10 protein-coding genes are annotated in these 11,926 nt (G+C 71.1%); 6 read left to right on the top strand and 4 right to left on the bottom strand.

Features of this window, described 5'->3' with window-relative positions:
* Window positions 1-100 precede the first annotated feature (100 nt).
* Window positions 101-736: a copper resistance CopC family protein gene (locus AC1DNC_RS03660; protein WP_476861199.1), complete on the top strand. Its 636-nt coding sequence runs from the start codon at window positions 101-103 to the stop codon at window positions 734-736.
* Here AC1DNC_RS03660 and AC1DNC_RS03655 read toward each other — a convergent pair.
* Window positions 733-1,386 (bottom strand): FAD-binding protein, encoded by a 654-nt coding sequence (locus AC1DNC_RS03655; protein WP_476861583.1) that lies wholly within the window; start codon window positions 1,384-1,386, stop codon window positions 733-735. The two genes, AC1DNC_RS03660 and AC1DNC_RS03655, sit on opposite strands and share 4 nt — an antisense overlap.
* 378 nt (window positions 1,387-1,764) lie before the next feature.
* On the opposite strand from AC1DNC_RS03655, the gene AC1DNC_RS03650 reads away from it, so the two are divergent.
* Genes AC1DNC_RS03650 through AC1DNC_RS03630 form a run of 5 tightly spaced genes read left to right on the top strand, consistent with a single transcriptional unit; the run spans window position 1,765 to window position 8,830 of the window.
* Entirely contained in the window at window positions 1,765-2,802 is a 1,038-nt protein-coding gene (locus tag AC1DNC_RS03650; RefSeq protein WP_476861198.1) for a universal stress protein, read from the top strand.
* 13 nt (window positions 2,803-2,815) lie between these two features.
* On the top strand, window positions 2,816-5,629 hold the full coding sequence (locus AC1DNC_RS03645) for a PEP/pyruvate-binding domain-containing protein (RefSeq protein ID WP_476861197.1): 2,814 nt from the start codon (window positions 2,816-2,818) through the stop codon (window positions 5,627-5,629).
* A 60-nt stretch (window positions 5,630-5,689) separates the two neighbouring features.
* On the top strand, window positions 5,690-6,889 hold the full coding sequence (locus tag AC1DNC_RS03640; RefSeq protein ID WP_476861196.1) for a LolA family protein: 1,200 nt from the start codon (window positions 5,690-5,692) through the stop codon (window positions 6,887-6,889).
* The gene (locus tag AC1DNC_RS03635; protein WP_476861195.1) at window positions 6,886-7,959 is read left to right on the top strand and encodes an ABC transporter ATP-binding protein; all 1,074 of its coding nucleotides are present in this window, start codon (window positions 6,886-6,888) and stop codon (window positions 7,957-7,959) included. The genes AC1DNC_RS03640 and AC1DNC_RS03635 overlap by 4 nt, the downstream gene beginning before the upstream one ends.
* Window positions 7,949-8,830: an ABC transporter permease gene (locus tag AC1DNC_RS03630; RefSeq protein WP_476861194.1), complete on the top strand. Its 882-nt coding sequence runs from the start codon at window positions 7,949-7,951 to the stop codon at window positions 8,828-8,830. Before AC1DNC_RS03635 ends, AC1DNC_RS03630 begins: the two co-directional genes overlap by 11 nt.
* A gap of 26 nt (window positions 8,831-8,856) precedes the next feature.
* On the opposite strand, the gene AC1DNC_RS03625 is transcribed toward AC1DNC_RS03630, so the two are convergent.
* The 3 genes from AC1DNC_RS03625 to AC1DNC_RS03615 all read right to left on the bottom strand — a co-directional run bounded on the left by AC1DNC_RS03625 (window position 8,857) and on the right by AC1DNC_RS03615 (window position 11,926).
* Window positions 8,857-10,269, bottom strand: a complete 1,413-nt coding sequence (locus tag AC1DNC_RS03625) for a C40 family peptidase (protein WP_476861193.1) — start codon at window positions 10,267-10,269, stop codon at window positions 8,857-8,859.
* Between the two features lie 254 nt (window positions 10,270-10,523).
* Window positions 10,524-11,444, bottom strand: coding sequence for a cation diffusion facilitator family transporter (locus AC1DNC_RS03620; RefSeq protein ID WP_476861192.1), 921 nt, complete (start codon window positions 11,442-11,444; stop codon window positions 10,524-10,526).
* A 29-nt stretch (window positions 11,445-11,473) separates the two neighbouring features.
* Entirely contained in the window at window positions 11,474-11,926 is a 453-nt protein-coding gene (locus tag AC1DNC_RS03615) for a metallopeptidase family protein (protein ID WP_476861191.1), read from the bottom strand.

The following is an 11,926-nucleotide window of genomic DNA, read 5'->3' as shown; positions in this document are numbered from 1 at the left end:
GGGAAAAAGGGGTGTTAGCTAAATCCTATTAGGCGTGACGGCGCCCACCCGCCAAACTCGCCTAGTCTGTAAGGAAGCCAACACTAGGAGCAGGCCAGCAATGCGTTACGTCAGAGAACTTCCGGGTGCCCTGCTGGGCCTGATCGCAGTGGCCGCGGTCCTGCTGGGCACAGCCCTCCTGGGCGCCGGCCCCGCGTCGGCCCACGACGCCGTGGAGTCGACCAGCCCCGCCGCCGGCGCCACCGTGCCCAAACCCCCGGCAGCGGTCTCGATTACCCTCAGCAATCATCCGCTGACGCTCGGCACGCAGATCAAGGTCAGCGACGCCGCCGGCACCGACTGGGCCGACGGTGCCGTGCAGATCGTCGATAACGTCGCCTCGCAGAAGCTCAAGGCGGGCGCGCCGGCCGGGCTCTACACAGTGCAGTGGCGCGTCGCCAGCTCGGACGGCCACCCGATCGAGGGAACTTTCAGTTTCACCGCCACGGGTGCGGGTGCGACGACGGCCGGCACCGCGCCGGCGTCGGGCACCGCACCAGCGTCGGGCACAGTACCGACGCTGGGAACCGCCCAACCGGGGACCACGTTCGCGCCCTCGCCGGTGCCGGATGCCTCGCAGCCCTTTCCGTGGAGCATCGTCATCTTCGTGGCGGTGGCCGTAGGCATCCTGGTGGCCCTGGGCCTGATGGCGAAGCGGCGGCTCAACGGCAGCGACGACGAGGAAGCCGGCTCCTAGGCCGGGAGCGCCAGCCCCGCGGACAGCAGCGAGGGCATGCCCTCCGGGTGGACCTTGGCGGAAATCGCCTGGCCCACCAGCTTGGCCTGGCGCAGGACTTCCTTTGGCGTTGGGGTAATCAGCTCGCCGACGCCCACGAGGTACATGCCGAGCGCGTGCATGGCCGCCATGAGATTCTGGCCCGCGGCCACGCCCAGTTCGGCCAGCATGCGGCGCAGCTGGCTGTGCGCGCAGCGGGTAAGGACCAGATGGTCGGCGTAGAGGATCCCGTTGGGGGTGCTGACGGCCCACTGCTGTGCCGGCTGCCCGGTTCCGTGGAAGTCCAGGCTGGCGTCTGCCGGCGCGTCCGCGTTGAGATGGTCCAGCTGCAGGGCCCGGACGTTGTTGCGGACATCGAGGTGATGGCTCGCGGCGTAGTTCCGCAGGTGCCGCAGGATCTCGTTGCGCTCCCGGAGGGTGGCCGCGTCCGCCGCGTCGCAGCGCTGCAGCGAGGAGGTGTTGGCCGGGTTTCCGGCGCCGAGCAGATCGAGGCCGTCCACCACAATGGCGCCGACTCCCCGGCGCTGCAGTTCGCTGGCGACCGCCAGTCCGGACAGCCCCGTGCCGATCACCACAGTGCTGGTCCGTTCGATTCCGCCGTACTCAGGCATGCTCGACACTGCGGGGTCCCTCCTCGAATAACGCGGGTCCCGGGCCTGTGCCCGGAACGCTTTTCCGTCGATCCGTCCTGACGCGCCCCGCACGGGAGGCTGCGATCTGAAAGACGAGTCTCGGTTCAGCAACGACTCAGAGGATACCCAAGATTTCCGGTTGTGAACAGGGCCGGTCCGACTTTGTATTTCCACGAACCTGCGCTGGTTTCCGCGGGCCGCGGGGCGGCCGTTAACCGGCAGTCCGCGGCTTTCCGGGGCGGCCGGCGGCGGTGTAAACACTGGGTAAAACTTGCCCGCGTCCGGGTGGAAGCCGTGGCCCCGCTCTTCTGGCAGAATAGCCGCAACACAGCCACGACACGCGAGGAGGCGGACCCCATGGCCGCAGAACAAGTGCATCCGGATCCGGCGGGGGACGCCGCCGGCCGCGGTTCCGCTCCCCGGGGCATCGTGGTGGGAGTGGACGGCTCAGACCACAGCCACTGCGCCCTGGTCTGGGCGGCCCGGGAAGCCGAGCGCCGGCGTCGTCCGCTGCACATCGTAACCGCTTACTCGGTGCCCGTTTTCGCCGCCTCCGGGCTGGACGGCGGGTACGCCACGGTGGACGATTCGGTGATCCGCGAGGGCGCGGAGGCCATCCTGAAGCAGGCACTGGACAAGGTGGCCGGCTACAACATCGACGTTGACGCCTCGGTGGAGAACGGGGACGCCTCCGGTGTCCTGCTGGAAATGTCGGAAACCGCCGAGCTGCTGGTCTTCGGAACCCGCGGCCGCGGCGGCTTCGTGGGCCGACTCCTCGGCTCGGTCAGCAGCGCGCTGCCCGCCCACGCCAAATGCCCCACTGTCACGGTGCCGCTGATCTGCGGCGACCGGCTCGGCGTGACCACGGAGGACAAGCACGTCCGGGCCGAACGGGAAAAGTCCGGCCACCAGCCGGTTGAAAACGTCGTGGTGGTGGGCGTGGACGGCTCCGAACAGGCCCGGGTGGCTGTCCTCGAAGCGGCCGCCCAGGCTGAACGCCTCTCCGCGCCGCTGCGCCTGGTCTGCGCCGTGCCGCAGTACAGCGGTTCGCTGGCCTGGGTCCCGGCCCCGATGGACCGCGAGGCCCTCTTTGCCGATATCCGGGTCCAGCTCGACGCCGGGGTGGCTTGGGTCAAGAGCCACTTCCCCCGGGTCGACGTCGAAACCCAGCTGGTCGACGGGTCCCCGATCGACATCCTGGTCGAGGCGAGCCGGCACGTGGAACTGGTGGTGGTGGGCACCCGCGGCCGCGGAGGCTTCGCCGGAATGCTGCTGGGATCGACCTCGGACGGCATCCTGCACCACGCGAAGGGCCCGGTCATGGTGGTGCCCGACCGGGAGGACCCGAGGCTGGCCGACCGGCCCAGCTTCGGACCGATGCTCGGCGACTCGTAAGCCCGACCGGCAGATGGGGCAGGCGCCCAGTCCAGATGTCCCGCGGCCGGGACAACAACCGGCGCTGGCGCTCGGCCTGGAGTCGGCCGGCGCGGAGTTGCTGTCCGCCGTCGGCGGCAAAGCTGCCAACCTCGGCGAGCTGCTGCGGGCACGGCTGCCGGTTCCGGCCGGCTTCTGCCTGACCACGCAGGCCTACCGCCGCGCCACCTCGAGCGCCGGTCTCGATGCCGTGCATGCGGAGCTGGCGGCTGCCTCCCCGGCGGACCTCCCCGGACTGGCGCGGCTGGCCGCCGGCGCGCGCCGCCTGATCCTGGCCGCGGACATCGCGGCAGACGTCGCGGAGGCCGTGCGGGAGGCCTACGCGGCGCTGGGAACGGATACCCCGGTGGCGGTCCGCTCCTCCGCCACCGCCGAGGACCTGCCCTTCGCCAGTTTCGCCGGCCAGCAGGACACCTTCCTGAACGTTGTGGGCGTCGACGCGGTCCTGGCCGCCGTCCGGGAGTGCTGGGCCTCGCTCTGGACCGACCGTGCGGTGAGCTACCGCGCCACGCACGGGATCAGTCCCACCGCCGTGTCGCTGGCCGTCGTCGTCCAGCAGATGGTGGACGCAGCCGTCGCCGGCGTCCTGTTCACCGCCAATCCCGTCACCGGCCGGCGGCACGAAGCGGTCATCGACGCCAGTCCCGGCCTCGGCGAGGCCGTAGTCTCGGGGGCCGTCAACCCGGACCACTTCGTCGTCGACAGCGCCACCCGAGGGATTCTGGAGCGCCGGATCGGCAGCAAGGCGGTGGCCGTGCGGCCTTTGCCGGGCGGCGGAACCGAACGGATCGTCCAGCACGGCGCCGGCCCGCAGCCGTGCCTCGACGATGCGCAACTCCTGGACCTGGAACTGCTCGGCCGCCGCGCGGAGGTCCACTTCGGCGCGCCGCAGGACCTCGAATGGGCGATCGACGGCGGCGGCGCGGCCTGGCTGACACAGTCGCGGCCCATCACCACGCTTTACCCGCGGCCGGAACGCCGGGGCGGCCCGGAACGGCAGGGCGGCCCGGAACGGGAGCCCGTCCGCGACGGTTCCCGCGTCTACCTGTGTTTCAGCCTGGCCCAGGGCCTGACCCGGCCGCTGACCCCGATGGGGTTGGCGGGCTTCCGGCTGATCGCCTCGTCCGTGGCCCGCGCGGCGCACTTCGACGTTCCAGGGCCGCACGACGGGCCGGCGCCATTGGTTGAGGCCGGCCAGCGGCTGTTCTTCGACCTGACCCCGGTGCTCCGCAGCGCCGTCGGGCGGGCCGTGGTACCGCGGGTCTTCGACGTGATGGAAACCCGCTCCGCGGCCGTAATGCGCCGGCTGTTCGAGGACCCCCGCTATTCCGTCACCAGCAGGACCCCATGGCGGCTGCTGCGGCACGCCGGTCCCGTGGCCGCGCGGGCCAGGATTCCGGAGGCGTTGCTCCGTGCCCTGTTCCGGCCTGAGGCCGCCCTGCGCCGGGCGGAGCGCTTCGGTGAACGCTTCCGCGCGGCCCTGGTGGTCCCCGCCGGGTCCACCGCTGTGCAACGGCTCGACCACGTGGAGCGCATCCTCGGCCAAGAGCTCTTTCCGGTGGTGCCCAACATCCTGCCGCTTCCGGCCCTGGGTTTCGCCCTCCTGGCGGCGGCCGGCAGGCTCTTGGGCCCCGGCGTCGGCCCCGGGGCGCTGCAGCCGGTGCTGCGCGGGCTGCCCAACAACGTCACCACCGAAATGGACCTGGCACTCTGGCGGCTCGCGTCGGCCATCCGGTCCGACGCCGGCGCTGCAGCCGTCTTCGTTGGGGCCGCGGTGCCGGATCTCGCCCAGCGCTACCGGTCCCGGACCCTGCCCGCCGCGGTGCAGTCCGGGGTCGCCGGTTTCCTGGCCCGCTACGGGCACCGGGCGGTGGCGGAGATAGACCTCGGGATGCCCCGCTGGGCCGACGACCCGGCCCATATCCTCGGGGTCCTCGCCAATTACCTGCGGCTCGCGGACCCGGACCAGGCCCCCGACCGGCAGTTCGCCAGGGCGGCGCACGACGCCGAGACCCAGGTGGAGCGCCTTGTCGCTGCCGCTGGGGAACGGGGCAGGCTGCGGGCGGCTCTGGTGCGGGCGGCACTGCGGCGCACCCGGATGTTTGCCGGGCTCCGGGAGCTGCCGAAGTACCACATCGTCGAGGCTCTCGCCGCGGTACGGAGCCAGTTGCAGGTGATCGGGGCCGGGCTCGCCGCGGCGGGCACTATTGCGGACGCGGATGACGTCTTCTTCCTGGACCTGGTGGAGGTCCGTGCTGGCCTCGCCGGGAGCCCGCTGCATCACCTTGCCGCGGAGCGCCGCGAAGCCTATGTCCGTGAACTTGGCCGCCGCCACATCCCGCGGGTGCTCCTCTCCGACGGGACGGAACCGGAGGCGCTGCAGGCGGCCGGGACCGAGGGACGTGCCCCCGGTGTGCTGACGGGCACACCGGCCTCGGCCGGCACGGTCACCGGCACGGCCCGCGTCATCCTTGAACCGCTTGGCGCGCACCTTGAACCCGGCGAGATCCTCGTCGCGCCCTCCACGGACCCGGGCTGGACACCGCTGTTCCTGACGGCCGGCGGGCTGGTGATGGAAATGGGCGGTCCCAACTCGCACGGCGCCGTCGTCGCCCGGGAGTACGGCATTCCGGCGGTGGTCGGGGTCCCGGACGCCACCTCGCTGATCCGCACCGGGCAGGCAGTCCTGGTGGACGGCGCCGCCGGCACCGTGGTCCCGGACCGGCCGCTGGAAACCGGCGGGCCGACACCAGGCGGGGCTCCGGAGGAATCTGCCGGCCAACGGTGATGCAAGCCGGATCCGGGCGTAATGTTGAAGCATGAGCTGCCATGATGGAGCGCGGTCGCAATGACCCGTACCTGGTTGCGCTGGCTGCCGGCCGCAACCGTCCCTGCCGTGATCGCCGCCGGGGTACTGGCGGGATCCCTGCCGGCCAGCGCGGAAGACCCGCTGCCGGCCAAGTCACCCGAGCAGGTGCTGGCGCTGATCGCCCAGCACCGCGGCCCGTCCTTCTCCGGGACCCTCGAACAAACCTCGAACCTGGGCCTGCCGGACCTTCCCCAAAACGGCTCTGGGACCGGGGCCGGCGACACTGCCTGGCTGGAGTTGCTGACTGGCCCCCACACCGCCCGGATCTACCGGGACGGGGCGGATAACGCCCGCGTCCAGGTGCTGGACCGGCTCGCCGAGCGTGATGTCATCCGGCACGGCGACCAGCTCTGGCTCTACAACTCCAAGGACAACACCGCCGCGCATGCCGTCCTCCCGTCCGGCGGCCATCGCCCGTCCGGCCGGGAATCCGTGCCCACCCCGGACCGCCTGGCCGCGAAGCTGCTCGCCGCACTCGACCGGAGCAGCAACGTAAGCGTCGGGAGGGACGTCCAGGTCGCAGGCCGCGCCGCCTACCAACTGGTCCTCACACCCAAGTCCTCCGTCACCCTGCTCGCCTCGGTCTCGATTTCGGTGGACGGCCAGAGCGGGATGCCGCTCGGCGTGCAGGTGAAGGCACGCGGCCAGTCCGATCCGGCCTTCAGCGTAGCCTTCACGAAGCTGTCGCTGACGGCCCCGGACGCCGCGATCTTCCAGTTCAGCCCGCCACCGGGCGCCACCGTCAAGGAACTCCCGGCCCCGGACCGCAAGGCAGGCGCCGCAAAGGAAAAGCGTGGCACGGCCAGCAAGGCCCCCGGCTCGGCGTCGAAGGACAAGGTCAAGGTCAGCGGGACCGGCTGGGAATCCGTCGTCGAACTTCCGGCCGGCGCCCTGGACAAGATTGGGTCGCGGGACAAGGCGGCGCCGGATAAGGGATCTCCTTCCAGCGGAACACCGTCCAGCGGAATGCCGTCCAGCGGAATGCCGTCCAGCGGTACGCCGGAGCGGCAGGGCGGCGCCGGAGACATTGCCTCGCTGCTGGCCCAGGCGACGGTGCCGGTGTCCGGTGGCAGGCTCCTATCGACCACCCTACTGAATGTGCTGATCCTCGACGACGGCCGCATCTTCGCGGGGTCGGTCCCGCTGGATCGGCTCCAGGCCGCGGCTGCCGCCCGGTGACTGCCCCCGCCCCGTCCGCAGAACGGCCATCGGCTGAATCCCCATCCGCCGAGCTGAGCATCGAGACACGGGGGTTGAGCAAGCGTTTCGGCCGGCAATTGGCGGTCGACGGCGTGGACCTCGCCGTGCCCCGGGGCTCGGTCTTCGGATTCCTGGGACCCAACGGCTCCGGCAAAACCACCACCATCAGGATCATGCTGGGCCTCGCAGCGGCATCCAGCGGCTCGGTCCGCGTGCTGGGCGAGGAAATGCCGCGGCAACTGCGCAGCGTGCTGCCGAGGGTAGGCGCCCTGGTCGAGGGGCCGGCCTTCTATCCCTTCCTCTCCGGAGCCGCGAACCTGCTGCGCTTCGACGCCGCGGACCCGGAGACGCCGGCCGGGACGCGGCGGGAGCGGGTAAATACCGCGCTGGAACGGGTGGGCTTGGCACACGCCGCGGACAAGAAGGTCCGGGCCTATTCGCTGGGCATGAAACAGCGGCTGGGGATTGCCAATGCCCTGCTGGCGCCCCGGGAGCTGCTCGTGCTGGATGAGCCGACCAACGGCCTGGACCCGCAGGGCACGCGGGAGGTGCGGCACCTCGTCCGGTCCCTGGCCGCGGACGGCGCCACGGTGTTCGTCTCCAGCCACCTGCTCGCCGAGGTGGAACAAATCTGCACGCACGCCGCCATCATGAGTGCCGGCCGCCTGGTGGCGCAGGGCCCCCTGGCGGCGCTGCGCCAGGCCGGGCAGGCCAGGGTGCGGCTCCTCACACCGGACCCCGGCGCTGCGGCCCGGGTTCTGTCCGGCCTGGGGTTGACCGTGGACGGCGCTCGCTTCGGCAACGGAAGGCCCGACGCCGGCTCCTCCACCGACGCGGGCGCCCCCGCCACTGGGAGCCCCGAGAGCCGGGGCGAGCTGCTGTACGCGCCGCTGCCGGCGGACTCCGCCGCCGGTGCCCCGTCGCCCGAACAACTGGTGGCGGCCCTGGTGGCGGCCGAGGTGCGGGTGCGCGGCTTCGCCGTGGAACAGGCCACCCTCGAGGACCGCTTCGTCGAATTGACGGGGGAGGGGTTCGACGTTGCCCAGTGAGGCCCTCGCCCCCGGCCCGCGCCCCGGCCCGCATCCGCGCAGGAGGCAGCGCGGATCACCGGGCCTGCGGCTGCTCGGTTCCGAACTGGGCGTTTTGTTCCGGCGCCGCCGGACCTGGGCCATGTTGCTCGCCCTGGCCGCCATCCCGGTGCTGATCGCCGTGGCCGTGCGGCTGTCCTCCGCGGTACCGCCCGGGCGCGGGCCGGCGTTCCTAGACCGGATCAGCCAAAACGGCCTCTTCGCTGGCGTGACGGGCATGCTGGTGGCCGTCCCGCTATTCCTGCCGCTCACTGTCGGGGTGGTCGCGGGCGACACCGTTGCCGGGGAGGCGGGGCTGGGAACCCTGCGCTACCTGCTGGCGGCCCCGGCCGGACGGGCCCGGCTGCTGATGGTCAAGTTTGCGTCCGCCTTGGTGTTTGCCGTCGCGGCCCCGTTCATGGTGGCGCTGGTGGGGGCGGGGATCGGTGCGGCACTCTTCCCGGTCGGTCCGGTGACCCTGCTGTCCGGGGACTCGATCGGCGCCGATCAGGCCTTCGGGCGGCTGCTGCTGATTGCCGCCTATCTGGCGGTATCACTCGTGGGGCTGTCCGCCGTCGGCCTGTTCATGTCCACCCTCACGGACGCGCCCGTCGGCGCGATGGCGGCGACGGTGGTGGTTGCCGTGGTTTCCCAGGTCGCCGACGCGCTGCCGCAGCTGGACTGGCTGCACCCTTGGCTTTTGAGCCACCGCTGGCTCGACTTCGCCGACCTGCTGCGCCAGCCCATAGTCTGGGACTCCTTCGCGGCCAACGCCCTGCTGCAGGGCGGCTATCTGGCCGTTTTCGGTGCCCTCGCCTACGCCCGGTTCACCACGAAGGACGTGCTCTCCTAGGGTTCCTGGACCGTCAGGAACTGCCGTCAGTACCGGGCGGCGTAGGGGTAGAGCTGCATCCCGGACATGGACGCGAGATCCGTCACGGTAATCCCGCTCTCCTGGTTTAGCGCCTGAACGACGCGGCCGCCACCCAGGTAGATGGCCACGTGGTAGAACCCTGGCGCCGAACCCCAGACCAGCAGGTCTCCGGGCTGTGCCGCGGCCAAGGGCACCCGGACCGGCGCCTGCGCGAACTGCTCGGCGGCGGTGCGCGGCAGGCGCTTGCCGGCGGCGGCGAACGCGTTCTGGACCAGGCCGGAACAGTCAAAACCGTAGGCGCCAGTTCCGCCGTATTGGTAGAAGTACGGCGAGCCCACCTTGCCGAGGGCCGAGGACAGGGCGGCCTGGTTGGAACCGCCGGGGGCTGGGGCGGGCGCCGGAGCCGGCGGCGGGGCCGGAGCGGGGGCCGGGGGAAGAACCGGCGACGGCGGAACCGGGGCCGGGTCGACAGGAGCGGGAACGCTGGGGGGCGGACGCGGCGCGGCTGGGACCGGGGCGGGCCTGGGCGAGGTGCCGGCCGGACGGTCCGGTGTTGCCGGCACCGGCTGCGCTGCCTGGGCAGGCTGGCCGGTGGGCGCCGCCTCCCGCATCAATGCCGCGAGCCGTGCCTGCTGGCGCTGCCGGTCCAGGGCATCCACCCGGGCTGACTCCAGGGCCACGGTGGTGTCACGCAGGGTGGCGAGCTGGCCGACGAGTATCGTCCGCTGTGCCGCGGCGTCGGACACCGCTTTTTGGCGGTCCGCATCGGCGCGTTCGGCGTCGAGCTTGCGCGATTCCGCGGTCCGGGCAGCATCGTCGGCGGCGCGGTCGGCCTCGGCGGCGGCGTCCTTCGAGGACTGGGCGGCGGCGGCAGCGGTCTCCGCCGTCTGGTAGGCACGCGTGCGGCCGGCGGCCATGGCCTCAAGCGTGGCGGCCTGCTGGAGCGCCTCGCCGTCGCCGCCCATCAGGTTGCCGAGGGCCGGAGTCATGCCGCCGTTGCGGTAGAGATCGCCGGCGAGTTGGCCAATCAGCTTGCGCGCTTTTTCCTGCTCCGATTCGGCGGCGGCGGCCTTGGCTTCCGCCCATTGCGCGGCATCCCGCCGGACCTGGAGTTCCACCAGGGCATCGGCGTAGGCGTTGTTGGCGGCGAGCGAGGCAGCCAGGCCGGCCTCCTTGGCGGCTGACGCGTCCGCCAGGATCTTGTCGATCCGGTTGACCTGGTCTGCCGTCGCGCTTTCGCTGGCTTTCGCTGCGGCGATGTCCCCGGGGGTGGGAAGATCCGGCTTGGCCGGCACCCGCTGGGCGTGGACGGTGTTCGCGGGGGCCGGGGAGGCCTGGGCGGGGATCGCCAGCGTTCCAAGCAGTACGACGGCGGTGCCGAGGGCGGCGGCCCTCGTGCCGGGTGCGGTCCAACTCATGGAAAACCTCGCTGCTATCAGGCTGGCGTGAGCGAGGTCGGAAATTGGCACATGAAAGAGCCCCTCTGCGGATCACCCAGCAGGGACGAGGCTACGTGCCAAATACCACTTTGGCAACAAGAGTCACATCAATAACATAAACAACAATGATGTCATTAGGTGGCATTGCCACCGGCGTGTCGCGCTCGGCGTGAGTCTACGGGCCCCGGTACGGGTCCCGGCGGACGGTCACATCGGACGGCCGCCTCGGACGGTCAGGCGTGCTGGTGGGCCTCGTGCTCCGCGTGGGTGGCCGGTTCCAGCTGGAAGGTGCAGTGCTCGGTGTCGAAGTGCGAGCCGAGGCAGGTGACCAGCTTGTCCAGCACCCTGTCTGCTCCGCGGGCACCCAGCGCGGCGTCCTCCACCACCACATGGGCCGAAAACACCGGCACCCCGGAGGTGATGGTCCAGATGTGGATGTCGTGGACTGACACCACTCCGTCCACGGCCAGGATGTGCTCCCGGATCATCTGCACGTCCACGCCCTTGGGGGTGGCTTCCAGGAGCACATCGACGACGTCCCGGAGCAGGTGCCAGGCCCGCGGCAGGATCATCAGGGCGATCAGGATCGAGGCGATGGTGTCCGCGGCCTGGTAGCCGGTGGCCATGATGACGATGGCGGCGGCAATGACCGCGAAGGAGCCCAGCAGGTCGCCCAGGACTTCGAGGTAGGCGCCGCGGACGTTGAGGCTTTCCTTCTGGGCGCCGCGGAGGATCATCAGCGAGGCTAAGTTGGCAGCTGCGCCCAGGATGGCGGCAAAGAGCATGACGTCGGTGTGGACCTCGGGGGCCGTGCCGAGCCGCCGGATGGCCTCGGTGAAGATGACCACGGAGATGACGATCAAGACCAGCGCGTTGGCCAGGGCGGCGAGGACCTCCGCCCGCTGGTAGCCGTAGGTCCTCGCGTCGCTCGCCGGCCGCGCTGCGATCCAGGCGGCCAGCAGCGCGATGAAGACCCCGGCGGCGTCGGAGAGCATGTGCCCGGCGTCGGCAAGCAGGGCCAGTGAGCCGGAGACCAGCGCGCCCACCACCTGGATCAGGACCACTGAAAGGGTGATGCCGAGCACGGCGATCAGGCGTTTCCGGTGCTTTCCGGTGGCCGTTATTCCATGTGAGTGGCTGTGGTCGTGTCCCATGCTTCCAAGGCTAGTCCCACCGGACGCGGCTAGCCCCAGCCGAGCTCGTGCAGGCGCTCGTCGCTGATGCCGAAGTGGTGCGCGATCTCGTGGACGACGGTGACGGTCACTTCCTCGACGACGTCCTCGCGGGAAGTGCAGAGCTCCAGGATCGGCCGGCGGTAGATGGTGATCCGGTCCGGCAGCGAGCCGGCGTCCCACCAGGAATCCCGTTCGGTCAGCGGCACGCCCTCGTAGAGGCCCAGCAGCACAGTGTCCGGGTCCTCGTCCGGTTGCGGGGTGTAATCGTCTTCGATGAAGACAGCCACATTGTTCATGGTCTTGGCCAGTTCCGGCGGGATGCGGTCCAGGGCGTCGCCCACGGCCGCCTCGAACTCGTCCTCGGACATTGGGAACGGGCCGGGCGTGGCCGCATCGCCGTTTCCGCCGTCGTCGTTCCCGCCGGGCACAATGGGCAGGCCGGGAGGAAGGGAAGCGGGCAT

Source organism: Arthrobacter sp. 01N442 (assembly GCF_056399345.1).
The sequence above is the reverse complement of the archived record's forward strand: the minus strand, read 5'-3'. Positions and strand labels throughout refer to the sequence as shown.

Excerpts from the sequence above, each read along its gene's own strand:
- AC1DNC_RS03645 (WP_476861197.1), top strand. The coding sequence starts at position 2,816 with ATGGGGCAGGCGCCCAGTCCAGATGTCCCGCGGCCGGGACAACAACCG.
- AC1DNC_RS03640 (WP_476861196.1), top strand. The coding sequence starts at position 5,690 with ATGACCCGTACCTGGTTGCGCTGGCTGCCGGCCGCAACCGTCCCTGCC.
- AC1DNC_RS03655 (WP_476861583.1), bottom strand. The coding sequence starts at position 1,386 with ATGCCTGAGTACGGCGGAATCGAACGGACCAGCACTGTGGTGATCGGC.
- AC1DNC_RS03625 (WP_476861193.1), bottom strand. The coding sequence starts at position 10,269 with ATGAGTTGGACCGCACCCGGCACGAGGGCCGCCGCCCTCGGCACCGCC.
- AC1DNC_RS03615 (WP_476861191.1), bottom strand. The coding sequence starts at position 11,926 with ATGCCCGCTTCCCTTCCTCCCGGCCTGCCCATTGTGCCCGGCGGGAAC.
- AC1DNC_RS03620 (WP_476861192.1), bottom strand. The coding sequence starts at position 11,444 with ATGGGACACGACCACAGCCACTCACATGGAATAACGGCCACCGGAAAG.
- AC1DNC_RS03660 (WP_476861199.1), top strand. The coding sequence starts at position 101 with ATGCGTTACGTCAGAGAACTTCCGGGTGCCCTGCTGGGCCTGATCGCA.
- AC1DNC_RS03650 (WP_476861198.1), top strand. The coding sequence starts at position 1,765 with ATGGCCGCAGAACAAGTGCATCCGGATCCGGCGGGGGACGCCGCCGGC.